This is a genomic window from Mycobacteroides franklinii (assembly GCF_001853795.1).
In the GTDB taxonomy this organism is placed as follows: Bacteria; Actinomycetota; Actinomycetes; order Mycobacteriales; family Mycobacteriaceae; genus Mycobacterium; species Mycobacterium franklinii.
Genome location: NZ_MLIK01000019.1, coordinates 1,618,114 through 1,643,550 on the forward strand (window position 1 = coordinate 1,618,114; position 25,437 = coordinate 1,643,550).

At 65.7% G+C, this 25,437-nt stretch carries 29 protein-coding genes; 23 read left to right on the forward strand and 6 right to left on the reverse strand.

The window, feature by feature from the left end; all coding sequences use genetic code 11:
* Positions 1–67 precede the first annotated feature (67 nt).
* From BKG76_RS15395 to hemB, 5 genes are all read left to right on the forward strand, one after another.
* On the forward strand, positions 68–322 hold the full coding sequence (locus BKG76_RS15395) for a glutaredoxin family protein (RefSeq protein WP_070938390.1): 255 nt from the start codon (positions 68–70) through the stop codon (positions 320–322).
* A gap of 111 nt (positions 323–433) precedes the next feature.
* A complete protein-coding gene (locus BKG76_RS15400) occupies positions 434–1,765 on the forward strand; it encodes a glutamyl-tRNA reductase (RefSeq protein WP_070938391.1) in 1,332 nt (443 codons plus the stop codon).
* A gap of 70 nt (positions 1,766–1,835) precedes the next feature.
* Positions 1,836–2,759, forward strand: coding sequence for a hydroxymethylbilane synthase (hemC, locus tag BKG76_RS15405; RefSeq protein WP_070938392.1), 924 nt, complete (start codon positions 1,836–1,838; stop codon positions 2,757–2,759).
* 31 nt (positions 2,760–2,790) lie between these two features.
* A complete protein-coding gene (locus tag BKG76_RS15410; RefSeq protein ID WP_070938393.1) occupies positions 2,791–4,440 on the forward strand; it encodes a bifunctional uroporphyrinogen-III C-methyltransferase/uroporphyrinogen-III synthase in 1,650 nt (549 codons plus the stop codon).
* A gap of 26 nt (positions 4,441–4,466) precedes the next feature.
* On the forward strand, positions 4,467–5,450 hold the full coding sequence (gene hemB, locus BKG76_RS15415) for a porphobilinogen synthase (RefSeq protein ID WP_070938394.1): 984 nt from the start codon (positions 4,467–4,469) through the stop codon (positions 5,448–5,450).
* A gap of 11 nt (positions 5,451–5,461) precedes the next feature.
* Here hemB and BKG76_RS15420 read toward each other — a convergent pair whose 3' ends face one another.
* On the reverse strand, positions 5,462–5,827 hold the full coding sequence (locus BKG76_RS15420) for a DoxX family protein (RefSeq protein ID WP_070938395.1): 366 nt from the start codon (positions 5,825–5,827) through the stop codon (positions 5,462–5,464).
* Positions 5,828–5,955: 128 nt separating this feature from the next.
* Between BKG76_RS15420 and BKG76_RS15425 the strand changes: the two genes are divergently transcribed.
* From BKG76_RS15425 to BKG76_RS15450, 6 genes are read left to right on the forward strand one after another with little or no spacing between them, the layout of a single operon-like run.
* Positions 5,956–6,432: a hypothetical protein gene (locus tag BKG76_RS15425; protein ID WP_070938396.1), complete on the forward strand. Its 477-nt coding sequence runs from the start codon at positions 5,956–5,958 to the stop codon at positions 6,430–6,432.
* Positions 6,433–6,452: 20 nt separating this feature from the next.
* Positions 6,453–6,890 carry a hypothetical protein gene (locus BKG76_RS15430; RefSeq protein WP_070938397.1) on the forward strand — a complete coding sequence of 146 codons (438 nt, stop codon included), beginning with the start codon at positions 6,453–6,455 and terminating at the stop codon, positions 6,888–6,890.
* On the forward strand, positions 6,883–7,401 hold the full coding sequence (locus BKG76_RS15435; protein WP_070938398.1) for a hypothetical protein: 519 nt from the start codon (positions 6,883–6,885) through the stop codon (positions 7,399–7,401). The genes BKG76_RS15430 and BKG76_RS15435 overlap by 8 nt, the downstream gene beginning before the upstream one ends.
* A complete protein-coding gene (locus BKG76_RS15440; protein WP_070938399.1) occupies positions 7,395–7,664 on the forward strand; it encodes a hypothetical protein in 270 nt (89 codons plus the stop codon). The genes BKG76_RS15435 and BKG76_RS15440 overlap by 7 nt, the downstream gene beginning before the upstream one ends.
* A gap of 41 nt (positions 7,665–7,705) precedes the next feature.
* Entirely contained in the window at positions 7,706–8,464 is a 759-nt protein-coding gene (locus BKG76_RS15445) for a class I SAM-dependent methyltransferase (RefSeq protein ID WP_070938400.1), read from the forward strand.
* A 47-nt stretch (positions 8,465–8,511) separates the two neighbouring features.
* Positions 8,512–10,677 (forward strand): heavy metal translocating P-type ATPase, encoded by a 2,166-nt coding sequence (locus BKG76_RS15450; protein WP_070938401.1) that lies wholly within the window; start codon positions 8,512–8,514, stop codon positions 10,675–10,677.
* A gap of 83 nt (positions 10,678–10,760) precedes the next feature.
* Here BKG76_RS15450 and BKG76_RS15455 read toward each other — a convergent pair whose 3' ends face one another.
* A complete protein-coding gene (locus BKG76_RS15455) occupies positions 10,761–11,540 on the reverse strand; it encodes a sulfite exporter TauE/SafE family protein (RefSeq protein ID WP_109420759.1) in 780 nt (259 codons plus the stop codon).
* A 140-nt stretch (positions 11,541–11,680) separates the two neighbouring features.
* Between BKG76_RS15455 and BKG76_RS15460 the strand changes: the two genes are divergently transcribed.
* Positions 11,681–13,756: a M13 family metallopeptidase gene (locus tag BKG76_RS15460; protein ID WP_109420878.1), complete on the forward strand. Its 2,076-nt coding sequence runs from the start codon at positions 11,681–11,683 to the stop codon at positions 13,754–13,756.
* A 27-nt stretch (positions 13,757–13,783) separates the two neighbouring features.
* Here BKG76_RS15460 and BKG76_RS15465 read toward each other — a convergent pair whose 3' ends face one another.
* A complete protein-coding gene (locus BKG76_RS15465) occupies positions 13,784–14,155 on the reverse strand; it encodes a nitroreductase family deazaflavin-dependent oxidoreductase (protein WP_070938402.1) in 372 nt (123 codons plus the stop codon).
* A gap of 21 nt (positions 14,156–14,176) precedes the next feature.
* On the opposite strand from BKG76_RS15465, the gene BKG76_RS15470 reads away from it, so the two are divergent.
* The 8 genes from BKG76_RS15470 (at position 14,177) to BKG76_RS15505 (ending at position 22,144) form a co-directional block, all read left to right on the forward strand.
* Positions 14,177–14,566, forward strand: a complete 390-nt coding sequence (locus tag BKG76_RS15470) for a nitroreductase/quinone reductase family protein (RefSeq protein ID WP_070938403.1) — start codon at positions 14,177–14,179, stop codon at positions 14,564–14,566.
* A gap of 52 nt (positions 14,567–14,618) precedes the next feature.
* Positions 14,619–15,923 carry a glutamate-1-semialdehyde 2,1-aminomutase gene (hemL, locus tag BKG76_RS15475; protein ID WP_070939265.1) on the forward strand — a complete coding sequence of 435 codons (1,305 nt, stop codon included), beginning with the start codon at positions 14,619–14,621 and terminating at the stop codon, positions 15,921–15,923.
* Positions 15,924–15,952: 29 nt separating this feature from the next.
* Positions 15,953–16,531 (forward strand): histidine phosphatase family protein, encoded by a 579-nt coding sequence (locus BKG76_RS15480; protein WP_070939264.1) that lies wholly within the window; start codon positions 15,953–15,955, stop codon positions 16,529–16,531.
* Positions 16,532–16,534: 3 nt separating this feature from the next.
* Positions 16,535–17,146: a TlpA disulfide reductase family protein gene (locus BKG76_RS15485; RefSeq protein ID WP_070938404.1), complete on the forward strand. Its 612-nt coding sequence runs from the start codon at positions 16,535–16,537 to the stop codon at positions 17,144–17,146.
* A complete protein-coding gene (locus tag BKG76_RS15490; RefSeq protein WP_070938405.1) occupies positions 17,143–17,934 on the forward strand; it encodes a cytochrome c biogenesis CcdA family protein in 792 nt (263 codons plus the stop codon). Before BKG76_RS15485 ends, BKG76_RS15490 begins: the two co-directional genes overlap by 4 nt.
* Positions 17,934–19,541: a cytochrome c biogenesis protein ResB gene (gene resB / locus BKG76_RS15495; RefSeq protein ID WP_083338053.1), complete on the forward strand. Its 1,608-nt coding sequence runs from the start codon at positions 17,934–17,936 to the stop codon at positions 19,539–19,541. The genes BKG76_RS15490 and resB overlap by 1 nt, the downstream gene beginning before the upstream one ends.
* Complete coding sequence (gene ccsB / locus BKG76_RS15500; RefSeq protein ID WP_070938406.1) at positions 19,538–20,512, forward strand: c-type cytochrome biogenesis protein CcsB; 975 nt, start codon at positions 19,538–19,540, stop codon at positions 20,510–20,512. The genes resB and ccsB overlap by 4 nt, the downstream gene beginning before the upstream one ends.
* Positions 20,513–20,749: 237 nt before the next feature.
* Complete coding sequence (locus BKG76_RS15505; RefSeq protein ID WP_070939267.1) at positions 20,750–22,144, forward strand: MinD/ParA family ATP-binding protein; 1,395 nt, start codon at positions 20,750–20,752, stop codon at positions 22,142–22,144.
* A gap of 32 nt (positions 22,145–22,176) precedes the next feature.
* On the opposite strand, the gene BKG76_RS24880 is transcribed toward BKG76_RS15505, so the two are convergent.
* Entirely contained in the window at positions 22,177–22,338 is a 162-nt protein-coding gene (locus BKG76_RS24880; RefSeq protein WP_099051365.1) for a hypothetical protein, read from the reverse strand.
* 90 nt (positions 22,339–22,428) lie between these two features.
* Between BKG76_RS24880 and BKG76_RS15510 the strand changes: the two genes are divergently transcribed.
* The 3 genes from BKG76_RS15510 (at position 22,429) to BKG76_RS15520 (ending at position 23,681) form a co-directional block, all read left to right on the forward strand.
* Entirely contained in the window at positions 22,429–22,737 is a 309-nt protein-coding gene (locus BKG76_RS15510; protein ID WP_070938407.1) for a DUF4229 domain-containing protein, read from the forward strand.
* A gap of 134 nt (positions 22,738–22,871) precedes the next feature.
* Positions 22,872–23,093 (forward strand): HTH domain-containing protein, encoded by a 222-nt coding sequence (locus BKG76_RS15515; protein WP_070938408.1) that lies wholly within the window; start codon positions 22,872–22,874, stop codon positions 23,091–23,093.
* 6 nt (positions 23,094–23,099) lie between these two features.
* Positions 23,100–23,681: a Clp protease N-terminal domain-containing protein gene (locus BKG76_RS15520; RefSeq protein ID WP_070939268.1), complete on the forward strand. Its 582-nt coding sequence runs from the start codon at positions 23,100–23,102 to the stop codon at positions 23,679–23,681.
* Here the strand turns inward: BKG76_RS15520 and BKG76_RS15525 are convergent.
* Together BKG76_RS15525 and BKG76_RS15530 are read right to left on the reverse strand one after the other, a co-directional pair.
* Complete coding sequence (locus BKG76_RS15525; RefSeq protein WP_070938409.1) at positions 23,678–24,550, reverse strand: 1,4-dihydroxy-2-naphthoate polyprenyltransferase; 873 nt, start codon at positions 24,548–24,550, stop codon at positions 23,678–23,680. The two genes, BKG76_RS15520 and BKG76_RS15525, sit on opposite strands and share 4 nt — an antisense overlap.
* 43 nt (positions 24,551–24,593) lie before the next feature.
* Positions 24,594–25,211: a superoxide dismutase gene (locus tag BKG76_RS15530; protein ID WP_070939269.1), complete on the reverse strand. Its 618-nt coding sequence runs from the start codon at positions 25,209–25,211 to the stop codon at positions 24,594–24,596.
* Positions 25,212–25,437 lie beyond the last annotated feature (226 nt).

A 25,437-nucleotide genomic window follows, 5' to 3' on the forward strand; every position in this document is an offset into this window, starting at 1 on the left:
GTGCCAATGCCGTTCAACCCTACTGAGGGTGGCCGGAACGCGGGGGACCCGGTGGCAGAATTGGGATATGACGTCGCTAACGCTGCTGACACGGGCCGGATGCACTGCCTGTGATCGTGCCCAGCGCGAATTGGCGGCGTTGGCCGACGAGTTCGGCATCGGCCTCACGGTCACCGATGTTGATGAGGCCGCCGTCACAGATTCCTCGCTGCGCGCGGAGTTCGGCGACCGCCTTCCGGTGGTTCTGCTTGACGGTCTGGAGCACAGCTACTGGGAAGTGGATGAGCCCCGGCTCCGGGCGGACCTGAAACGTGACCGATAACAGGCTGTTTGGATTTTGCCCAGTGGCCATATTCGAGCTACCGTGCTTGAAGTTCGAGCCTCACCAAAAGCAAGGGAGCTGGACAGTGAGATGTCAGCGGAGTGACCTGCGGTGAGCGTCCTGCTGTTCGGAGCCTCGCACCGTAGCGCGCCTGTGCCGGTGCTGGAGAAACTGGCGATTGGCGAGGCCGATCAGCCCAAGATCATCGAACACATTCTGCAATCGCCCCTGGTCACCGAGGTAATGGTGCTCTCGACCTGCAATCGGGTCGAGGTGTATGCCGTGGTCGAGGCCTTCCACGGCGGCCTGACCGTCATCGGGGAGGCAATCGCCCGCCATGCCGGAATGGGCATGAACGAACTCACCAAGTACGCCTATGTGCGATACAGCGAGGCCGCCGTCGAGCACCTGTTCGCGGTGGCCAGCGGCCTGGATTCCATGGTGATCGGTGAGCAGCAGGTGCTGGGCCAGGTGCGCAACGCCTACGCCACCGCCGAATCACATCAGGCGGTCGGTCGCGTGCTGCACGAGCTGTCTCAGAGCGCGCTGCGTGTGGGCAAGCGGGTGCATTCGGAGACCGGTATCGACGCGGCCGGTGCCTCGGTGGTGTCGGTGGCGCTGAACCTGGCCGACGGCAAGCTCGATGGCCTGCCCGGGCGCACGGCTGCCGTTGTCGGCGCCGGGTCGATGGGCTCGCTGGCGACGGCACAGCTGATCCGTGCGGGCATCGACAACCTCTGGGTGGTGAACCGCAGCGCCGATCGTGCGCACCGCCTCGCCGCGACCGCCCGCGAAGCGGGTGTGAACGCGCAGGCGATCACCCTGGACAACCTGGACCAGGCGCTGGCTCAAGCCGATGTGGTGGTGTCCTGTACCGGCGCGGTGCGTCCGGTGATCTCACTGGCCGATGTGCACCGCGCCCTGGGCGGCGGACGCCAGCTGGTCTTCTGCGATCTGGGCATGCCCCGTGACGTCGACCCGACCGTCGCCGGCCTGCCCGGCGTGGTCGTGGTGGACATGGAACGCATCCAGCGTGAGCCCACCGCGCGCGCCGCGGCCAACGACGCGGGTGCCGCCCGCCAGATCGTCAACGACGAGGTCGCCCGATACCTCACCGGCGAGCGGATGGCGGAGGTTACGCCGACGGTCACCGCGTTGCGTCAGCGCGCTGCCGAGGTCGTCGAGGCCGAGCTGCTGCGGCTGGATGGGCGTCTGCCCAGTCTGGCCGGAGCCGAGCGGGACGAGGTGGCCAAGACCGTGCGCCGTGTCGTCGACAAGCTGTTGCACGCCCCCACGGTGCGGGTGAAGCAGCTGGCGTCGGCACCCGGCGGTGACAGCTATGCCGAGGCGTTGCGTGAACTGTTCGAGCTCGATCCGCACACCGTCGAGGCGGTAGCGACGGCCGGTGAACTGCCGCTCGCCACAAAGGAATTGCACGAATAGCCGTCGTGGTTGATGTTCCCCGCCCAACTGGGTCATCCATCGTGACCGCCATCGCCCGAGAGGCTTGTTCATGATCCGAATTGGTACCCGTGGCAGCCTGCTGGCGACGACTCAGGCCGGGGTGATTCGGGACGCGCTGCGCGCCAAGGGACACGAGGCGGAGCTGGTAATCGTGGCGACCGCCGGGGACCAGTCGGCGGCACCCGTCGAGCAAATCGGAGTGGGGGTCTTCACGGCCGCTCTTCGGGAGGCCATCGCCGATGACGTCGTCGATGTTGCCGTGCACTCGTACAAAGATTTGCCAACGGCGGCCGACCCGCGCTTCGTCATAGCCGCCATTCCGCCTCGTGAAGACTATCGAGACGCCCTGGTGGCCCGGGATGGGCTGGTGTTGGGGGAGTTGCCCACAGGCTCTGTGATCGGTACCTCGTCTCCGCGGCGGGCCGCGCAGCTTAGAGCACTGGGTCTCGGTTTGGAAATTCGCCCCCTAAGAGGCAACCTGGATACCAGGTTGAGCAGGGTCTCCAATGGTGATCTTGATGGTGTGGTAGTCGCCCGGGCGGGTTTGGCCCGTATCGGACGTCTGGACCGCATCACCGAGACACTGGAACCGGTGCAGATGTTGCCCGCACCGGCTCAAGGAGCGCTGGCGGTGGAGTGTCGCAGTGAGGTCGCCGATCTGGTGGCCGTACTGGCGGAACTCGATCACACCGACACGCGCGCCGCGGTGACTGCCGAAAGGGCTCTGCTTGCCGAGCTGGAGGCGGGCTGTACCGCACCGGTCGGCGCGATCGCCGAGGTGGTCGAGTCGATCGATGAGGAAGGCCGCGTCTTCGACGAACTGTCGTTGCGCGGATGTGCGGCGGCGCTGGACGGATCTGACGTGATTCGGGCCTCTGGGATTGGCATCCCCGATCGGGCCGCAGAGCTTGGGCTCGCGGTCGCGAGGGAATTGCTTGATCTCGGTGCGCGAGCACTGATGACAGCTGAGTAGGCGGCGCAAACCGCCGATATGGGAGGCAGTAGTGACCCGAGGGCGCAAGAAGCCAGGGCGCATTCTGTTCGTTGGTTCCGGACCTGGTGACCCAGGTCTGTTGACCGTCCGGGCGCGCGCGGTGCTCACAGGTGCCACGGTGGCGTTCACCGATCCCGATGTGCCGCAGGTGGTACTCGATCTCGTCGGGTCGGCGGTCGAACTTCCGGAACCTGCGCCCGTCAAACCCGCGACGGGCAGCGATGAGACGCCTGCCGCGACCGACACCGAGGCCGCCGCCGAGCCGCCGCTGACCATCGACATTCGCCCTGCCCTGGGTGATCCTGCCGATGTCGCGAAGACTCTCGTCGCCGAGGCCAAGAACGGTGTGGACGTGGTGCGGCTGGTCGCCGGCGATCCACTCTCGATCGATTCGGTGCTCGCCGAGGTTCACGCGGTCACCCGGACCCAGGTGGCCTTCGAGATCCTGCCCGGTCTGTCGTCGAGCACCGCGGTGCCCGCGTATGCCGGCCTGCCCCCGGGGTCCGCACACACCGTCGCCGACGTGCGCGGCGACGTGGATTGGGCGGCGTTGGCCGCCGCTCCCGGCCCGCTGATCTTGCACGCCACCCCGACGCATGTGCCCGACGCCGCCAAGGCGCTCATCGAGCATGGCCTTTCCGACCAGACCCTGGTCGCTGTGACCGCCCAGGGCACCACCTGCGCGCAGCGCACCGTGGAGACCACGCTGGCCTCGTTGATCGACGGTGTCCCGGTGGATGCCAATGACCCGCATGGCCCGATGACCGGCGCCCTGGTGCTGACGATCGGCCGTGTGGTCGGTGGCCGCTCCAAGCTGAACTGGTGGGAAAGCCGTGCCCTGTACGGCTGGACCGTGCTGGTGCCGCGCACCAAGGATCAAGCCGGCGAGATGAGCGAGAAGCTGGTCGGATACGGAGCGCTGCCGGTCGAGGTGCCCACCATCGCTGTCGAGCCGCCGCGTAGCCCTGCCCAAATGGAAAGGGCCGTCAAGGGTTTGGTCGACGGCCGGTACCAGTGGGTGGTCTTCACCTCCACCAACGCGGTGCGTGCGGTGTGGGAGAAGTTCGCCGAATTCGGTCTGGACGCCCGCGCGTTCTCCGGTGTGAAGATCGCGTGCGTGGGCCAGGCGACCGCCGACAAGGTGCGCGCCTTCGGTATCAACCCGGAGCTGGTGCCCGCGGGCGAGCAGTCCTCACTCGGCCTGCTCGACGAGTTCCCGCCCTACGACGACGTTTTCGATCCCGTGAACCGGGTGCTGCTGCCGCGCGCCGATATCGCTACCGAGACCCTCGCCGAGGGCTTGCGTGAGCGCGGCTGGGAGATCGACGACGTGACCGCCTACCGCACCGTACGTGCGGCCCCGCCCGCGGCGCAGACCCGCGAGATGATCAAGACCGGTGGATTCGACGCGGTCTGCTTCACCTCGAGCTCCACGGTTCGCAACCTGGTGGGTATTGCAGGCAAGCCGCACGCACGCACCATCGTGGCGTGCATCGGGCCGAAAACCGCCGAGACCGCAATCGAATTCGGGCTGCGAGTGGACGTGCAGCCGGAGACCGCGGCCGTTGGTCCGCTGGTCGAGGCGCTCGCCGAGCATGCGGCACGGCTGCGTACCGAGGGTGCGCTGCCGCCGCCGCGTAAGAAGAGCCGCAGAAGGTAACGACGGAGATAGCGGAGGCCATAGCGGTGCCATTTCCTTACCAGCGTCCGCGCCGGCTGCGAGCTACCCCGGCCATCCGCCGGTTGGTAGCCGAAACCACGCTTGCGCCGCGGCAATTGGTGCTGCCGATGTTCGTAGCCGACGGTGCGACGGAAGCGCGCCCCATCGCTTCCATGCCCGGCGTGGTTCAGCACAGCATCGAATCTCTGCGCCGGGCCGCGGCGGACGCGGTGAAGGCTGGTGTCGGCGGGTTGATGCTGTTCGGGGTGCCGCAGGAAAAGGACAAGGATGCCACCGGCAGCGCCGGTCTGGCGCCGGACGGCATCCTCAACCGGGCCTTGTCGGTCCTGTCCGCGGATCTGGGTGATTCCACGGTGCTGATGGCGGACACCTGCCTCGACGAGTTCACCGATCACGGTCACTGTGGGGTGCTGGATGCCTCTGGCCGGGTGGACAACGATGCCACGCTGCGGCAGTACGTGGACATGGCGGTGGCGCAGGCGAATTCGGGTGCGCGCGTAGTGGGCCCCAGCGGCATGATGGACGGCCAGGTGGCGGCCATTCGCGACGGGCTGGACGCTGCCGGGCACACCGATGTGATCATCATGGCCTACACCGCCAAGTACGCCTCGGCCTTCTTCGGCCCGTTCCGGGAGGCCGTGGGTTCCTCGTTGCGCGGAGACCGGCGCACCTACCAGCAGGATGTGGCCAACGGGCGCGAAGCCCTGCGTGAGGCCGAACTCGATGTCGAGGAGGGCGCCGACATCATCATGGTGAAACCGGCGATGGCCTATCTCGATGTGTTGCGACAGGTGGCCGATGTCTCACCGGTGCCGGTGGCGGCGTATCAGGTGTCCGGCGAATACGCCATGATCTGTGCTGCGGCGCAAAACAATTGGATCGACCTACAGGCCATGGCGCTGGAGACACTGACCTCCATCCGGCGCGCGGGTGCCGATATCGTGCTGACCTACTGGGCGGCCGATGTGGCGGGCTGGCTTTCCGACTAGCGAGGTCGGGGCTACTGCGAAAGACGGCCCCAGATGACAAAGCCCGCGGCGAGCGCCAAGGCAAGAGTGAACGCCACCAAGGCCCATTCCTGACGTTTGCGGTGATAGGCGGCGGCACCGATTCCGACGATGACGATTCCGGCAGCGGCGGCGACGACGAGGATGGGGGCAATGCCTGTTGCCTGGGGTGCCACCAGCCCGATGGCCGCTGCCACCTCGGCTGCGCCAAGTGCGCGCAGGGCAGGCAGCGGAGCCGCATCGGCGAGATCGCCGAGTTTCGCGCGCAGGGTCTCCTGGCTACCGAACAGCTTCAAGCCGCCCGCGCCGAGGAACACCACCGCCAGCAATATCTGTACGAACCACAGCGCGACGTGCATGGCGGCCTCCTGTTGTGGCTGAGCGGCAAGGGATCGTCACCGCCCTGGCGGACTGCGGTCCACTTGTAGAGCGTGGCATGGCCACCGGGGTCTGTCAACCGTCGCGTCCTGCACTACCGTGGTTGGTGATGTATCCCGATCCCCACCATCGGAGCGGGCTGGCTGGACAATCCTCAACAGGTCCGGCCAAGCCGCGACCCGACGATATCGACACCGGCTGTTGGCTCTGGCTGGCCTCGCTCCCGCTGATGATCGTGAGCTACATGGCCGCGAATGTCGGCCAATGGCAGCAGGACCCCGAGGTCCACAAGGCCGCCCCGCTGTGGACGGTCTATGCCTTCAACGGATTCATCGTCGTCGTGGTGGGCGCCCTTGTCGTCACCGCGATTTTCCTGATGCGCGCGGGCTACCGCTTGGCCCGCACCTTCCTGACCGGCGGTGCGGTCGGGTCGGTGGTGTTCACCGCGACGCGGTTGATCGACCTGCAGGGTGTGCCCGCGATTGTGCAGGCGCTCTCGGGTATCACCGCGTCCGTCCTGATCTGTGGCGGCCTGTTCCTGCTGCATCGCGAGGACTCGACCGCGTACCTGACGAGGCAGCGCTAGCGCCCCGATACGCTGCCCAAATGACTCCGGCACAACCGCGCCCACGCATTGTTGACGTGGCGTTCTGGTTCTGGGTGGTCTCGGCGGCCGCGCTGTTCCTCAACGGACTGGCCGGGGTAACCCAGCGCTATGACGCGGTACGGGCCGCCGCGAAGCCCGCGCTGACCGACGCGGATGTGCGAAATCTCGTCACCTACTTCCGTGCGTGGGGCGTGCTGTGCATCGTGTTGGCGGTCGGTATCGCATTCCTTGCCGGGCGCACCCGGCGGGGGGATAAGCGGTATCGCCGGGCGTTGATCGCGCTGTCCTTGGTCTCGGTCCTCGGCGCCATCGCGATGGCAAGTTCCGGTTCGGTGGGCCCGCTGCTACTCATCGCCGCGCTGTCGCTGATCGTCGCCAATGTGCTGATCATCAGGCCGACCGCCCAGGAATGGTTCGACGGGGCCGACCATGCCTGAGGAGCCGGACGGCGAGCCGCGCCTGTTTTATGAACCCGGCAGCCGGTGGCGGTGGCTGCTCCTGGGCCCGCTGGCCGGGCTGATCATGTTCGGCCTGCAAGTCTGGGGCAAGGCCGGGCTCAGTCCCGTCATGCCGTTGATCGCGGCGGCCATCGTCGCCTTCTTCATCTCGCTGCAGATCTACGCCGCACGGGTGCACGCGACCGTCGAGCTGACACCCACCGAGCTTCGGCAGGGCGGCGAGACCCTGGCGGTGAGCCAGATCAAATGGCTGTATCCGGATGCCGACCGGCACGTCTGGGAGGAATCCCGTCCGCTGGGCGAGCTGACGGGCGTGCCGAAGGGACGTAAACCGGTGGGTCTGCGCCTGACTGGGGGACGCCGGGCACAAGCGTGGGCCAGGAAGCATGAGGAGCTACGGGCGGCGCTTGCGACCTTGGTGCCCGCGCCGCCGGCCGGCATGGATCTGGGCGACGACCCGGAAATCGATATCGAGAGTGAGAAGTGGTGAAGTTCGGGAAGCGGGTAGCAGTAGATCTGGTCATTGCGGCGGTGGCGATTGCGCTCGCCGGCTGGGCGGCAGTGGCGGCACGCATACCGACTGAGGTGGCGCCCGTCGCGAAGGGCGAGCCGACGCTGTATTTCATCGCTCTGGACGGTGCATGCGTGGCGCGGGCCCTCGCGCTGAGCGCTGTCGCCGGAATATTCCTGGTCATGGCGATATCGCGGGGTGTTCGTGCCCGGCGGGAGGCGGACCGCGCGATTCACAGCTGAATTTAATGTCAGTTTAACTGATATTGATCTACGCTGGTGTTATGCCCGAGACTGCTGATATCGACCAGATGCCGCGCGCTGGATTCGGCGCTCCCTTGTGGGACCGCACGCTGCAGACGGACCGTCTGGAGTACCTCGACCGCGACGACGTTCCGGGGAAGAAACGGGCCGTCGTCGAGTCGCTTGACCTCCTGGGCGAGAAGAAGGGGCTGCACAGGTGGAACGCGGAGCAGGCGGCCGCCTTCCTCGTCGGTATCGACAACCCGCGCGTGCTCGAACTCGGCGCCGCCCACGGCGGCCTGTCCCGTGAACTGCTGAAGTTGCGCCCCGATGCCTCGATCACGGTGACCGATATCGAGCCGTCCTCTGTTGCGGGTATCGCGGCCTCCGATCTGGGTTCGGACTCCCGGGTGACCGTACGCGCCATGGATGCGACAGCCATCGATGCTCCGGACGGGGCGTTCGATTTGGTGGTGTTCGCGTTGTCGTTCCACCATCTGCCGCCCTCGCTTGCCGCGAAGGTTTTCGCCGAGGGCACTCGGGTGGGGCGAACTCTTTTGATCATCGACTTGTTGCGCTTGCCGGCCCCACTATTGGCACCTGCGTATCTTCTGGCGTCGGTCATCGGGTGGGTGCGTCCGGTTGCCCATGACGGTGCCATCAGTCAGTTGCGTGCCTACGGTTCGAAGGCATTGCGTAGCCTTGCTGCGCATGCGGACCCGTCGATCGTTGTCGAGCTCCGCGCCAGGGTGCAGCTACCGATGCCCTTGCAGATCGTGGTGGCGCGACGGGGGCTGTAGCGCAGGTCACCCTGTTATTCGGTACCCCCTAGGGGTATCATTTAGTCATGGAGTTCACTGAGACGGGCATGGAGACCACAGATCTGCAGCTACATGGCATGACATGTGCCTCGTGTGCGTCCCGTGTGGAGAAGGGACTCAACAAACTCGAGGGCGTGACGGCCCGAGTGAACCTGGCACTGGAAAGCGCCCGCGTCGAACACGACGGCTCGGTCTCGGATGAGGATCTGGTCAAGGCCGTCGAATCGGTGGGTTACAAGGCTCAGGTGGTCGGAGGTTCACAGCACGCCGCCGATGAACACCTGGGCCATGATCCGCACGATCACATGAACCACGATGTGCCCGACAGCCAGCTCAAGACCCGGCTCATCGGCTCACTCATCCTGGCCGTCCCGGTGGTGGCCATCTCGATGGTGATGCCCTGGCACTTCTCCGGCTGGGAATTCGTGGTCGCGGCGCTGACCACGCCGATCCTGCTGTGGGGCGGTTACCCGTTCCATCGCGCCGCATTCGTCAACGCACGCCATGGCGCCTCGACGATGGACACCCTGGTATCTCTGGGCACCATCGCTGCCTACGTGTGGTCGATGTGGACGCTGTTCGCCGGTGCCGGACACACTCACGGGGACGTTCACGTCTACTTCGAGGTGGTCGCGGCGGTCACGGTCTTCCTGCTCGCGGGCCGGTTCGCGGAGTCGCGGGCCAAGCGCTCGGCAGGCTCGGCGCTGCGCGCCCTGCTGTCCCTCGGTGCCAAGGATGTCGCCGTCCTGCGGGGTGGTCACGAGACGCGCATTCCCGTCGAACAGCTGGCGGTGGGCGACGAGTTCGTGGTGCGCCCGGGCGAGCGCGTCGCCACCGATGGTGTGGTGACCGATGGCCACTCGGCCTTGGACACCTCCACCATGACGGGCGAATCGGTGCCGGTCGAGGTCGGCGCGGGCGACCCGGTGGTGGGTGGCTACGTCAACACACACGGGCGGATCGTGGTGCGCGCCAACAAGGTGGGCGCCGATACCCAGCTGGCCCGGATGGCGCGGCTGGTATCCGATGCGCAGACCGGCAAGGCGCAGGTACAGCGGCTCGCCGACCGGGTGTCGGCGGTGTTCGTGCCGGTGGTTCTCGTCATCGCGGCATTCACCTTTGTAGCCTGGACGGCGCAGGGCTATCCACTGTCGTCGGCGTTCACGGCGGCCGTCGCCGTGCTGATCATCGCGTGCCCCTGCGCGTTGGGACTGGCCACGCCGACGGCGATTCTGGTCGGTACCGGCCGGGGCGCGCAGCTAGGCGTGCTGATCAAGGGCCCCGAGGTGTTGGAGAACGTCAAGAACATCGACACCGTGGTGCTCGACAAGACCGGCACCGTGACGACCGGTGCGATGAGCGTGGTGGACGTGCGGCGCAGCATCGGGTCCGGTGTCGCCGACACCGACGAGATCCTGCGCATCGCCGCCTCGGTGGAGGCTGCCTCGGAACACCCGGTGGCCAAGGCCATCGTGGAATCGGCCCGGACGCGCGGGCTGACGTTGTCACCCGCCACCAACTTCCGCAACGAGCCCGGTATCGGTGTCACCGGTGTTGTCGACGGCCACGAGGTGTCGATCGAGGCCATCCCGGGCCAGAACACCACGGCGGCGGTCACCTGGGGCGGATTGCGCCGCGGCGAGATCGAAGTGGCCGACACGGTGAAGCCGTCCAGCCGCCGGGCCATCGACGAGCTCAAATCCATGGGTATCACGCCGGTGCTGTTGACCGGTGATAACGCAGAGGTGGCCGCGCGGGTCGCCGCGGAAGTCGGGATCGCCCCGGGCGATGTCATCGCCGGAGTCAAACCCACCGAGAAGGCGGATGTCGTCGCGCGCTTGCAGGCCGAGGGCAAGAAGGTCGCCATGGTCGGCGACGGTGTCAACGACTCCGCCGCGCTGGCCACGGCCGATATCGGCATGGCCATGGGCACCGGCACCGACGCCGCGATCGAGGCCAGCGACCTGACTTTGGTGCGTGGTGAGCTCACCACCGTGCCGACCGCGCTGCGTTTGTCGCGCAAGACACTCGGCACCATCAAGGCCAATCTGTTCTGGGCGTTCGCCTACAACACCGCCGCCATTCCGCTGGCCGCGCTGGGCTTGCTCAACCCGATGATCGCGGGTGCGGCGATGGCGACATCGTCCGTCTTCGTGGTGCTGAACAGCCTGAGGCTGCGAACCTTCCGCTAGGTTCCAGCTGCGTCGACACGCCGCGCTGCGGCGTGTTTGTATCGCACAAGTTCGCCACAAGACGGCGTGTCGAAGGGGAGCTGTTAGAAGAGCAGTCGCCACAGGCCGATCAGGCCAACCGCCACGATGACCACCCGCAGCGCGCCGGGAGAGAGCCGGCGCCCCCAGCGGGCTCCGGCGAGTCCGCCCACAAACGAGCCGGCCGCGATGATGCCGGCAGCCGTCCAGCTCACCCGGTCGAATGCGACGATGGTGTAGGCAAGGGCGGCAACAATATTGGTGATCATGGCCAGCACGTTCTTGGCCGCGTTCATTCGCTGCATGGATTCGGGTAGCAGTGCGCCCATCACCGCGATCTGCATGATGCCTTGGGCGGCAGTGAAATACCCGCCGTAGATGCCGACGAGGAAGTTTCCTCCGGTGAGCGCGGCCATGCGGCCGGGAGGGACGTGATCGGCGTCCAGGCCCTGCGCCTCGGACCGCCGCCGCGCCCATGCCTGGATCTTGGGGCCGACAACCACCAGAACCAACGCCAGGATCAGCAGCACCGGCACCACGGTGACGAATGTGGTTTCGGGAAGATGCAGCAGCAGAAACGATCCGATGAGCGCGCCGAGCAACACCGCGGGTACCTGCCATTTGAGCCGGGACCATTGCCCGGTCAGCTCGCGGCGATAACCCCACACGCCGGTCATGCTGCCGACGGTCAGCCCGATGGCGTTCGACATCGTCGCCACCACGGGCGGATAGCCGAACGCGATGAGGGTGGGGAAGGTGATGAGGGTGCCGGACCCGGCGACCACGTTGATCGCCCCGGCACCGAACGCGGCAAGCGCGATGAAAAACATCTCCTGCACCGGCACTCGTGCCAGCGTACGACCGTTAGCCAGCCGAACCAATCCTGCTCTCAGTGAAACCCGCCACAGGTGCTGGATCCTCTTTGCGCACGCGGCTCATCGACGTGATGCTCGACGCGGTGGCTCAGATAGGCAAAATGGGGGGTATGCCTCTGAGTCGATCCGCCGGTGTGGCGGCGTTAGTGCTGGCCGTGTCCCTCTCCGGGTGTACCCGCGACCAGCCCACCGCGCCGGTAGCGTCGAACGCGCCCATTCCCACATTCGACAACGCGCAGCTGAGCATGCGTTTTGCCGCGTGCGCCGATCTCAACGGATTCGTGAACGCCAAGTGGATCGATGAGGCCACCATCCCCGCGGACAAGGCCAGCTACGGCAGCTTCGACATGCTGGCCGACGAGTCCCGCAAGGTTCAGCATGAGATCGTCGACGGTGCGGTCTCGGGGCTTGGTACCGCCGATCATGAGTCGGTCAATTATCAGGTAGGTCTGCTGTTCCGGACCGCCACCGACGACGCGAAGCTGGATGCGGCCGGATATGACCCCATCCGTCCGACGCTCGCCGCGATCGATCAGATCAAGACTCCCGAAGACCTTGCCGCCTTTTTGGCCGCCGACGCTGCCACCGGACAGCACCTGGTGTTCGGTTTCGAGGCCGGCGCCGACTACGCCAACGCCACCGAGCAGATCGGCTATGCCCGGGCCGACGCGCTGGGCATGCCCGCCAAGGACTACTACACCGACCCGAAGTATGCGTCGGTGTTCGACGCGTACCGCACGTACATCGCCTCGACCTTCGGCTCGATCGGAGCCGATCAAGAGGTAGCCAAGGCTCGTACCGAACAGGTGGCCTCGCTCGAATCTGCGCTGGCGGCAGCGACATTGAGCCCGGTGCAACAACGTGATCCGGCCAACCAGTACAAGCTCGTCACGGTTGCGCAAGCTGATGCGTTGACACCACATTTCGAATGGGGCGCCTACCTGAAGGCGCAGGGAGCCCCGGAGGCCAGGTCGTTCTCGCTGGCCGAGACCGAGTTCTTCACGACATTCGATCGGCTGCTCGCCACCACCGATCTGGACACCTGGAAGTCGTACCTGACCTTCCATGCGGTGCATCGATCGGCCAACGCGTTGTCGAAGACATTCCGCGACAACGCTTTCACATTCAAGTCGGCGCTCACCGGCACAACGGCGCAGAAGGCGCGCTGGGAGCAGGGGCTTGAGATCGTCAACAAGTTGATCGGCCCGGCCCTGGGTCAGCTGTACGTGGAGCGGATGTTCAGCGATAGCGACAAGCGATCCGCCACTGAGATGGTTGGCAATGTGAAGGAGGCGTTGCGCAAACGCATCGAGGCCGTCGACTGGATGAGCCCGCAGACCAAGCTTGCCGCAAAGAGCAAGTGGGACAAGCTGATCCTCAAGGTGGGATTCCCCGACAAGAATCGCGATTTCTCGAAGCTGAAGCTGGGCGGCGATAACTTCTACACCGATCGGGCCGCCGCGCTGAAGTTCGACTACGACTTCGAGATGGCCAAGATCGGGCGCCCCACCGATCGGTCGCTGTGGGGGATGACCCCGCAGACGGTCAACGCCCAGTACGACCCCACCGAGAACAGCATCACCATTCCTGCGGCGATCCTGCAGGCGCCGTTCTACGACACCAAGGGAGATCCGGCGTTCAACTACGGCGGTATCGGTGCCGTGATCGGCCACGAGTTCACCCACGCGTTCGATGACGAGGGTAGCCAGTTCGATGGCGAGGGCAACCGGGTCAACTGGTGGACACCGAACGATCGCGAGGAGTTCGACAAGCGTGCCAACCGGCTGGTGGAGCAGTTCAACGCGTACGCGCCGATTCCGGGCCGTCCCGACCTACACGTCGACGGCAGGCTGACCCTGGGCGAGAACATCGCCGACCTGGGCGGCGTCAACACCGCGTACGACGCACTGGTCGCCGAGCTGGCGAAGAAGAACGATGCCGACAAAGCCAGTGGCATTGTCGGGTTCAACGAGAAGCAGCGGTTCTTCCTGAACTACGCACGGATCTGGCGTGACAAGCAGCGTCCCGAGGCGGCCATCACCCAGCTGGCCAGCGATCCGCATTCTCCGCCGGCGCTGCGGATCAACGGAGTGGTGCCGAATGTCGCACCGTTCGCGGCTGAATTCGGTTGCCTGGCAGGCGATCCCATGGTGAACGCGCCGGACAAGTTCGTGAAGATCTGGTAGACGCAGGTCCACCAGCGCAGAGAAGGGCTAGGCGTAGGTCAGCAGCACGGCCTGATCGAACGGGAGCTTTCCGAATGCGCGGCTCTTGACCAGTGTCGCCGCCTCATCCCGGCTGACCACCCGCGGGTTCACGACGTCGTGGGTCTTCCCGCGACGCACGATCCTGCCGCCGCCGGCGGTCTGGAGGTTCTTCAGCCAGTCCCGGTCGGGGCCGTAGGTCAGCAGAATGGCGACGCCGTCGGGCGTCTTGAACGCGGTGACCGGCGTCCGGAATTCCTTGCCGGACTTGCGGCCCTTGTGCTCGATGATCGCGAAGCTCGGGGCCCAGCCCGCCCACAGCCGCTGGACCGGGTTGGTGACGTACTTGTTGAAGCGCGCGACCGATTGCGGTATCTGCATACCACCATCAAACTGTGATCCATGGCATACCTCAAGCCCCCGTGGTTCGTGAAAAACATCTTCAACAAGGTCGCGATGGTTGCCAATATCGGCGAGACGTTGACCATCACCAAACGGGTCAGCGGAGAGCTGCAGCAGATCCCGGTTGCCACCGTGGACGTCGACGGCATCAAGTACGTGGTCTCCACTCGCGGCGAGAGCCAATGGGTCAAGAACATCAGGGCAAACCCGCAGGTGACGCTGACGGTCAAGGGCGCCAGCACCGCGTACACGGCCACCGAGGTCCCGGTAGCCGACCGTGCGCCCATCATCGCCGCCTACAAGCCCAAGGCGGGAAAGGTTGTCGACGGCTATTTCGCGCAGTTGCCCGACGACGCCGATCACCCCACTTTTGCGTTGAAACCTGCCTGATCCACTACACCCTGTAGTGGACGATTTGGCATCAGCTGAGACACTGGATGCCGTGCCCGACGAGACGCCCAACTCCACACGTCTGTTCGCCGACGCCTCGGCCGTTATCCCAGGTGGAGTGAACTCGCCGGTACGTGCCTTCGCTGCTGTGGGCGGCGTCCCGCGGTTCATCAAATCCGGCGCCGGATGCTGGCTCACCGATGTCGACGACAACCGGTACGCGGACCTGGTCTGCTCCTGGGGGCCGCTGATCCTTGGCCACGCACACCCCGCGGTGGTGGAGGCTGTCCGTGAAGCCGCGCTTACGGGGTTGTCCTACGGCGCGCCCGTCGAGGGTGAGATCGATCTCGCGCGCGAGATCATCGATCGCGTCGAGCCGGTGCAAAAGGTGCGTCTGGTCAACTCCGGCACCGAGGCCACCATGAGCGCGGTGCGCCTGGCCCGCGGATTCACCGGCCGGCCCAAGATCATCAAGTTCGCCGGGTGTTACCACGGTCATGCCGACGCCTTGCTGGCCGATGCGGGGTCCGGGGTGGCCACCTTCGGCCTGCCCTCCTCGCCCGGGGTCACCGGCGCCTCGGCGGCCGACACAATCGTGTTGCCGTACAACGATATCGGCGCCGTGGCCCGCATCTTCGCCGAAGAGGGCGATCAGATCGCGGCGGTCATCACCGAGGCCGCGGCGGGGAACATGGGCACGGTTGCGCCTGTCCCGGATTTCAACGCCGGACTGCGGCGCATCACCGAAAACCATGGCGCCCTGCTCATCATGGACGAGGTGATGACCGGTTTCCGGGTCAGCCGTTCGGGTTGGTACGGCATCGATCAGGTGGCCGGCGATCTGGTCACGTTCGGCAAGGTGATGAGTGGTGGCATGCCCGCTGCGGCGTTTGGCGGTCGCGCCGACATCATGGACCGGCTGGCGCCGCTGGGCCCGGTGTATCAAGCGGGCACGCTGTCCGGCAATCCGATCGCGGTCGCGGCGGGGCTCGCCTCGTTGCGCGCAGCGGACGCGAAAGCCTATGAGACGCTTGACCGTAACGCTGACGCGCTTATCGCGCTGCTCACCGCCTCCCTGGATGCCGAGGGTGTGGCACACCAGATCGGCCGCGCCGGCAGCATGTTCAGTGTCTTCTTCGGTGCCGAACCGGTACATGACTTCCAGAGTGCCAAGGCCACCGAAACCTGGCGCTACCCCGCGTTTTTCCATGCACTGCTGAGCCGTGGCGTGTACCCCCCGGCGAGTGCGTTTGAGACCTGGTTCGTTTCCGCCGCGCTCGACGACGAGGCGTTCGACCGTATCGCCGACGCTTTGCCCGCCGCTGCTCGCGCCGCGGCGTCTGTTGAGGAGAACTGACTGTGACGACCCGCACCATCGTTCATTTGATGCGCCATGGCGAGGTACACAACCCGGAAGGCATTCTGTACGGCCGACTACCGAATTTCCGGCTGTCGGACAAGGGGCAGGGACAGGCCGCGAAGGTGGCAGAGTCCCTGCGAGGCAATGCGATCACCGCTGTGGTCGCCTCGCCGCTGCTGCGTGCCCAGCAGACGGCCACACCGATTGCCGACGCTCACGGGCTCGCCATCGTCACCGACGACGACCTCATCGAGGCCGGTAACTCCTTCGAAGGCATGAAGGTGTCGGTGGGCGACGGCGCGCTACGCGACCCCCGCAACTGGTGGAAGCTCCGGGATCCGTTCACTCCTTCCTGGGGAGAGCCCTACCGCGACATCGCATCCCGGATGACGGCGGCGATCGATCGGGCGCGGGCGCGCGCCGAAGGCTCCGAGGTGGTGTGTGTCAGCCATCAGCTGCCGGTCTGGACCGCGCGCCAGTACCTGCTCGGCAAGAAGTTGTGGCACGACCCGCGTAAGCGCCAATGCAATGTCGCGTCGCTCACCTCGCTCGTGTTCGACGGGGAACAGTTGGCCGACGTCGTGTACTCGGAACCGGCGGGGTAACGAGTGCGACTTTTGGTCGCGGCGATGGCCGCGCTGGCTCTGTTCATCACCGCGTGTTCCACCGGTGACGACGCGGTGGCGCGCGGTGGCCAGTTCCAATTCGTCTCACCCGGCGGCAAGACCGATATCTTCTACGACCCGCCGCAAACTCGCCAGACACCCGGGTCGATAGCCGGGCCGAGTCTGCTGGATCCGACAAAGACGCTGTCGCTCAATGATTTCGCCGGCAAGGTCGTCGTCATCAATGTGTGGGGGCAGTGGTGTGGTCCCTGCCGTTCGGAGTTCTCGGCCCTGGAAGAGGTCTATCGATCCACCCACGCTGAGGGGGTGGACTTCCTCGGTATCAACGTCCGGGACAACGAGATCACCAAGGCGCAGGACTTCGTGACCGATCGCCAGGTGCCGTATCCGTCCATCTACGACCCGTCGATGCGCACACTCATCGCGTTCGGCAGGAAGTTCCCGACGGGGGCGATCCCCGCGACCCTGGTGCTGGACCGTCAGCACCGGGTGGCGGCGGTGTTCCTGCGCGAGCTGCTGACCCAAGATCTGCAGCCCGTGGTGCGGCGCGTGGCACAAGAATCAGCGAAAGAGCCTGCGGGGGAAGTGAAGTGATTCTCGCCGATGCCGGCTCCGCGTTTCAGGACGCGGCGACCAGCGGACCGCTGCTGCTGGCGCTGGGCGCCTGCGCGCTCGCCGGGCTGGTGTCGTTCGCATCGCCGTGCGTGATTCCGCTGGTGCCGGGATACCTGTCCTATCTGGCCGCGGTGGTGGGCGCAGACGACAGACCGGAGAACGGCGCCGGCGCTCGATCCCATCGGTTGCGTGTCACGGGATCTGCGCTGCTGTTCGTCGCCGGGTTCACCGCGGTGTTCCTGTTGGGCACGGTGGCCGTGATGGGAATGACGACCACGCTGATCACCAATCAGGTGCTGCTGCAGCGCATCGGCGGGGTGGTCACCATCGCGATGGGCCTGGTGTTCATCGGCCTGGTGCCGGCTCTGCAGCGTGATTTCCGGTTCACGCCACGCCGGGTCTCGACGGTGGCCGGTGCGCCGCTGCTGGGCGCGGTGTTCGCGCTCGGGTGGACGCCGTGCCTGGGGCCGACCCTGACCGGCGTGGTCGCGGTGGCATCGGCCACCGAGGGTGCCGATGTGGCGCGCGGGATAGCGCTGGTGATTGCCTACTGTCTCGGGCTCGGAATCCCGTTCCTGCTGCTGGCCTTCGGATCGGCGCGCGCGGTACGCGGTATGGACTGGCTGCGGCGGCACACCCGGACCATCCAGATCATCGGCGGTATCGCGCTGTTGGCCGTCGGGGTGGCGCTGGTGACCGGCGTGTGGGCTGACTTCGTCGCCTGGGTGCGCGATTCATTCGTTTCGGACGCGAGGTTGCCCATCTGATGATGATCGCGAAGCGTCTCCTCGCCTATGCGCGCAACACCTGGCGGGGCTTGACTTCCATGGGCACCGCGCTGGCGCTGTTGGTGCTGCTCGCGCTCGGCGCGATACCGGGTGCGATGCTCCCGCAACGCGCACTCAATCAGGCCAAGGTCGACGAGTATCTGACCGAACACTCGACCATCGGTCCGTGGCTGGATCGCGTGCAGGCCTTCGACGTGTTCTCCAGCTTCTGGTTTACCGCGATCTACGTTCTGCTGTTCGTCTCGCTGGTGGGATGCATCATTCCCCGGACCGTCGAGCACGCCAAGGCCCTTCGTGCGCAGCCGGTTCCGGTGCCCCGGAACCTGGGACGGTTGCCCAAGCACGCCGAGCGGACCGTGACGGCGGATCAGGAGCAGCTGGCCGCGACCATTTCCGGCAGGCTTCGTGGTTGGCGCAGGAGCATCCGGGTCAAGGACGAGATCACCGAAATCTCGGCGGAGAAGGGCTATCTGCGCGAGTTCGGGAACCTGGTCTTTCACCTGTCCCTGGTGGGACTGTTGGTCGCGTTCGCGGTCGGCAAGCTCTTCGGATACGAGGGCAACGTCATCGTTGTCGCCAACAACGGTCCGGGATTCTGCTCGTCATCGCCGGCGGCCTTCGACTCGTTCCGGGCCGGCAACACCGTCGACGGCACCAACCTGGATCCGGTCTGCGTCAAGGTCAAGGATTTCAAGGCCACGTACCTTGCGTCCGGACAGGCGCATTCCTTCGAATCGAATATCGAGTTCCAGGCCGGAGACGACCTGCAGAACAATGTGTGGCGGCCGGACCGGCTGGCCATGAACCATCCGCTGCGCGTCAACGGCAACCGTGTCTACCTGCTCGGTTACGGCTACGCGCCCACGTTCACGGTCACCTTCCCAGACGGACGTTCACGCAGCGAGACCATCCAATGGCGACCGGATGACCCCACCACGCTGCTGTCCTCGGGAGCCGTGCGCATCGATCCGCCGGCCGGTACCTACCCGGATCCCAATGTGCGTCGCAAGAATCAAATCGCCATCCAGGGGTTGTTCGCACCCACCGAACAACTGCACGGCACTCTGCTTTCCTCGAGCTTCCCGGAGATGCGCAAGCCCGCGGTGGCGATCAACATCTATCGGGGGGACACCGGGCTGGACTCGGGACGGGCGCAGTCGATCTTCGAGCTCGATCCCCGCATGATCGAGCAGAAGCGCCTCAATCAGGTCGCGCGCGCCAACCTGCTGCCCGGGCAGTCGGTCAAGCTCAATGACGGCACGATCGTCAAGTTCGACGGCGCCGTCAACTTCGTGAATCTGCAGGTGTCGCGTGATCCCGCCCAACTGTGGGTGCTGGTCTTCGCGCTGACCATGATGGCGGGTCTGGTGGTGTCGCTCGTCATCAAGCGTCGCCGGGTTTGGGCGCGGCTGACCCCGGGCGCCGCCGCGGGTACGGTAAACGTCGAGCTGGGAGGGCTGGCGCGCACCGACAGCTCCGGCTGGGGCGATGAGTTTGAGCGGTTGTGCGATCGCTGCCTTGAGGGCTTCCCCCCGCTGGGCGCAGCCGGGGCCGGCAACGGCCACAACGATGAGGATGCCGAATGAATTCGACCAATATCGACGTGAATCTGGCCAAGTTCTCCGACTACGCTTTCACGTCGGCGATCGTGGTGATGGTCGGTGCGCTGGTGCTGTTGGCCATCGAGTTGGCCTACCGGCAGAGCAACAAGACCGCCCAGCGTGAGCTCGTCAGCTCCGGTGGTGAGGTGGTGTCCGCCGATCAGAATCAGCCGGGTCTGGTAGTGCCGCAGGGCAAGCGTCCGCTCGCCGAGCGGGTGGGTGGCTCCGGGTTGGCCCTGGTCTACCTGGGTATCGGGCTGCTGTTGCTGTGCATCGTGCTGCGCGGCGTGGCGACCACCCGGGTGCCCTGGGGCAACATGTACGAGTTCATCAACCTGACGTGTGCGTGTGGCCTGGTGACGGCGGCGGTAGTGCTGCGGCCGCGCGCCAACAGCGCAGAGGGGCGCCGGGCGCTCTGGGTCTTCGTGCTGATTCCGGTGCTCATCCTGCTCACGGTGTCTGGGCGGTACCTCTACACCTATGCCGCCCCGGTGATGCCGGCGCTGCAGTCGTACTGGCTGCCCATTCACGTCTCCGTGGTGAGCCTCGGATCGGGTGTCTTCCTGGTCGCCGGGGTGGCAAGCATCTTGTTCTTGGTCAAGATGTACCTGCCTGACAACCCATTTGTTCAGCGGTTGCCCGACGCTCAGGCCCTGGACCGGTTGGCTTATCGGACCACCATCTTCGGCTTCCCCATCTTCGGATTCGGCGTGATTTTCGGTGCCATCTGGGCCGAGGAAGCGTGGGGAAGGTTCTGGGCATGGGACCCCAAGGAAACGGTCTCCTTCGTTGCCTGGGTTATCTACGCCGCGTACCTGCACGCACGATCCACCGCCGGCTGGCGGGACAAGAGGGCCGCGTGGATCAACGTCGCCGGATTCGTGGCGATGGTGTTCAACCTGTTCTTCGTCAACCTGGTGACGGTTGGTCTTCACTCGTACGCTGGTGTGAGCTAACGAACTGTTCCGCCAGATCGGTTCATCACACCTGCGATAGGGTGCGATGCTGAGTCGTTCCGAACACTTGTTCCGAACTCTCCGTGTCCGAACTGCACATCCAACCAATGCATTGGGGGATCGATGTCTGACTATCCCGCGCACCGCGCGCCGGATGGACCGTCGCCATACGCCGACGAGGCGCAGGGTGGACCAACGGCCCCGCCGTGGGCAGCTCAGGAGCCTGCGCAGCCGGTGATGTACGGCCAGAGCACGCCGCAGCAGCCCCATGAGATGACCCAGCAATTCCAGGCGGTCCCGTTCCAGGATCCGTTTGCGCCACAGCAGGACATCGCGGGCCTGGGACACGATCCGTCCGTGCCTTCGCTGAATACCCTGGGTGGTTCGTTCGCGCCGCTCGATTTCACGCCGTCGGGTGGGCATGAGAGCGCCGACCCCACCGCGATCGGTGCGGCAGGGTCGTCGGCCGGCGCGGGAGGTTTCAGGGCCGACAACCGATTCAGTGACTCCGCTGAGCAGCCCCAACAGCAGACGCCGTTCACGGCCGATCGCTGGGGCGGCGACACTCCCGCCACCGGCATCCCGCAGCAGGCGCAGCAGCCTCCCGTCGGCGGCTCCCGGTACTACACCCCGGTCGGCGGCCAGCAGACCGGAATCGGTGCCCAGATCCGGCCCGAGCTACCGCCGTCCTCGCGTGACCTGTCCACCTCCGCGTTGCTGCGCCCGCACAAGCCGGCGCCGTCCGCGGGGTGGCGTAAGACCGTCTACCGCGCGTCTTTCGGGACGATCAACCTCGGTGAGGGCACCAAGAAGACAGAGGAAAACGACCTCGTCGCCCAGGTGAACCAGCCGCTGCAGGGCTGCTACAAGATCGCTCTGCTGAGCCTCAAGGGCGGTGTCGGCAAGACCACCGTCACCGCGACCCTGGGTGCCACCTTCGCGTCCATCCGCGGTGACCGCGTCATCGCCGTCGACGCCAACCCGGACCGTGGCACGCTGAGCCAGAAGGTGCCGCTGGAAACCCCGGCGACCGTGCGTCACCTGTTGCGGGACGCCAACTCGATCCAGCGCTACAGCGATGTTCGCAGCTACACGTCGCAGGGGCCGAGCCGCCTCGAGGTGCTCGCGTCGGAAAGTGATCCGGCGGTGTCCGAGGCGTTCAGCGCCGAGGATTACTCACGCACCCTGGAGATTCTTGAGCGCTTCTACAGCGTCGTGCTCACCGACTGCGGCACCGGGCTCATGCACTCGGCCATGTCGTCGGTGCTGGAGCAGGCGGACACGCTGGTGGTCATCAGCTCCGGCTCGGTGGACGGTGCCCGCAGCGCGTCGGCGACCCTGGACTGGCTCGATGCACATGGGCATCGCGAGCTGGTGCGCCGTTCGGTCGCGGTGATCAACGCGGTGCGTCCGCGTTCGGGCAAGGTCGACATGCAGAAGGTCGTCGACCACTTCTCGCGGCGGTGCCGTGCGGTGCGTTTGGTGCCGTTCGACCCGCACCTGGAAGAGGGTGCCGAGATCAGCCTGGACCGGCTTCGGCCGCCGACGCGGCGCGCGCTCATCGAGCTGGCCGCTGTCGTGGCGCAGGGATTCACCGGTACGCAGCGCCAGCAGCAGACGTTCCAGGGCTAGAGGCGTTGTGCGGCCGTTCGGGCCGCACAACGTCAGTGTTCGGACGGGTCGTCCCTACTGATGCGCCAGAGAAATTCGGGATCGTCGTCGGGGCCGGTCACGCGAGTCTGCGGACGGGTCGGAACCGACTGGCTGATTCGCCACCCGGCGTAGACCAGCGCGCCGAGTACGACCGCGATGAGCACGTAATACACAAGAAAATCCTTCTGAAAGCCTCCTGAACAACTAACTCCGAATATACGCGCGGTCAAGGTTGGTGTTCGGCGCAGCGATAGGGTGGTGACGTGGCTGAACGGTCGCCGGGGAGCCGGCTCGCTATCGACATCGCGTTGTACACCTTGGCGCGGTTGGGTCTCGCGGTCGTCTTGACGCTCGTCATTTTCTGGCTGGCCCGGCTCATCGGGTATGAGGACTTTCCGTTGGCCATCGCGATCCTGTTCGCGTTGATCATCGCGCTGCCGTTGGGGATGGCGGTGTTCGCCCCGCTGCGCCGTCGAGTGACCGCCAGCATTGCCGTTGTCGACGAGCGGCGTCGGGCCGACCGGGCTGATCTGCAGGCGCGGTTGCGCGGCGAAAAGCCGGAGGACTCCTAACGCACTCTGCACCGACGCGCCGTCTGGTGGCGGGTCTGTATCGCATCTTTTCGCCATAAGCGGGGGTGTCGAAGCGCGCCGTGGCGTGTCAACTTTTCTTGACACGTTGAGGTTGTCAATCTATGTTGACAGCTATGGGTGACCTCGCGGCGGCCAATCTGGACGACGCCGTCAGCAGTACCGATCCGGCCGTGGGCCTGCGGGCAGTGCAAGCCCTACGGCGTCTGTGTGAACGGCTGGAAGCGATCCACGTGACCAATGCCCGCAATCAGGGGTGGAGCTGGCAGGCGATCGCCGAGGCACTCGAAGTGAGCCGTCAGGCAGTGCACCAGAAATACAACCGCGTGAGGAAGTGAGTGGCCATGTTCGAGAAGTTCCAGAAGTCGGCGAAGGTCGCGGTGGTGCTCTCGCAGGAAGAGGCCCGCGAGATGGACGAATCACGCATCGGGGCCGAGCATGTCCTGGTGGGTGTGCTGGACAGCGCCGGCGGACCGCTTTCCGCGCTACTGAGTGAATACGGACTGACGGCAGATGGTGTGCGTGACCGGATCCGCGCCGGATCCGCGCAGCCGCCGTTGGACGAGGAGGACGCCGAGGCGCTCAAGGCGATCGGCATCGATCTGTCTCAGGTGCGCGAGAGCGTCTCGAAAGTCTTTGGCCCGCAAGCCTTCGACGAGGCCTTCGAAAAATCCGGGCGCCGCAAGGGCCGCATCCGTGGCTGGCGTCCGTTCGGGATGATCCCGTTCAACTCATCGGCCAAGAAGTGCTTGGAGCTGGCGTTGCGGGAGGCCATTGCGCACAAGGACAACTGGATCGGATGCGAGCACATGGTGCTGGGTATCTTGCGTGGCGGTGACCCCGTCGCGCTGGCCGTCATCACTGAGCGGGTACCCGCCGATGAACTACGGCACGCCGTGGTGGGCCTGCTCGATCAGGCCGCCTAGCTCAGCCAGGCGAGCGCCAAGGCGGTGAGAATCGCCCAGCCGAGCATGGCCAGCCCGGTATCGCGCAGTGTCGGGATCAGCGCCGGCCCTTGTGCTTTCGTTACGACCGGCCGGGCGGCCTTGACCATCAGGGGCAACATCACAAGCCCCAGCAGGTGCCATGGGTGACTGAAGCCCAGTCCGATGCTGACCAGAACCGGGACCGCGAGCAGGGCCGGAAACAGGATTCGGGTGCGAGCATCGCCCAGCCGGACGGCCAGGGTGATCTTCCCCGACTCGCGATCGGTGGGGATATCGCGCAGATTGTTGGCGACGAGTACGGCACTGGAGAAGCTGCCAATGGCCACCGCCAGCGCAATGCCGGTGGTGCTGATCGCCAAGATCTGTACGTACTCGGTGCCCAGCACCGCCACCAGCCCAAAGAACACAAATACCGCGATCTCACCAAAACCGCTGTACCCGTAAGGTTTCGAACCGCCGGTGTAGAACCATGCCCCGGCGACGCACGCCGCCCCGACGGCCACCAGCCACCATGCGGTGGTGACGGCCAGCGCCAAACCCGCTACCGCACCCAGCGTCAGGAAGGCGATGGCGACGGCCTTGACCGCCGACGGCGACGCCAGCCGGGAGCCCACCAGGCGCAGCGGGCCCACTCTGTCGTCATCGGTGCCGCGGATACCGTCCGAATAGTCGTTGGCGAAGTTGACCCCGATGATCATGCAGACCGATACGGCCAACGCGAGAACCGCTTTCCACCAGACGGCCGAGTCTGCCGCGGCCGCGGCACCGGTGCCCGCGATGACGGGTGCCACCGCGTTCGGCCAGGTGCGGGGGCGAGAACCTTCGATCCACTGCGCGATGCTGGCCATGTGGCAAATCCTGCCATGGAGCGACCTGGGCGTCCCGGGCGCGCTAGGGGAAGATCAGGCCGGGTGTCTTGGATACCGCTGCCGCGAAACGTGCCTGGACATCGGGCCAGTTCACCACGTTCCAGAATGCCTTGATGTAGTCGGCCTTGACGTTCTTGTACTGCAGGTAGTAGGCGTGCTCGAAGACATCGAGGCCCAGTAGCGGAACGGTGCCGAATGGCACGTTGGACTGCTGGTCGTACATCTGGAAGGTGAGCAGCCTTTTCCCCAGAGTGTCGTACCCCAGCCACGCCCAGCCGGAGCCTTGCACCGCGCTGGCCGCCGCTGAGAACTGGTCGCGGAACTTGTCGAACCCGCCGAATTGCTGATCGAGGGCACTGGCCAGCTCACCCTGTGGTTTGTCGCCGCCGTCCGGCGACAGGTTCTTCCACCAAATCGAATGGTTCGCGTGCCCGCCGAGATTGAAGGCGAGGTTCTTCTCGAGTAGCACGATGGCCGCGTTGTCGCCTTTCTCGCGCGCCTGGGCGAGCTGTTCCACGGCGTCGTTGGCGCCCTTCACGTAGGCGGCGTGATGTTTGTCGTGGTGCAGTTGGTTGATTTCGCCGGAGATATGCGGCTCGAGAGCTGAATAATCCCAGTCGAGATTCGGTAATTGATACACGCCGCTCGTCTCCTTTGTTGGGGCTGTTTCCTCGTGGGACTGGCCGGTGCACGAGGCGAGTGCGAGGGCGCCCGCGGATGCGGCCGCCATCACCAAGAATTGCCTTCGATGTAGTTGATACTCAATCGAATTCACGACTCCACGGTAATCGCGGCGGGCGTTTCGTCAAGGCCCGTTGTGTGAATCTGTCGAATTCGGGAGATCCCCGGTTTCTGCGAATTCTCTC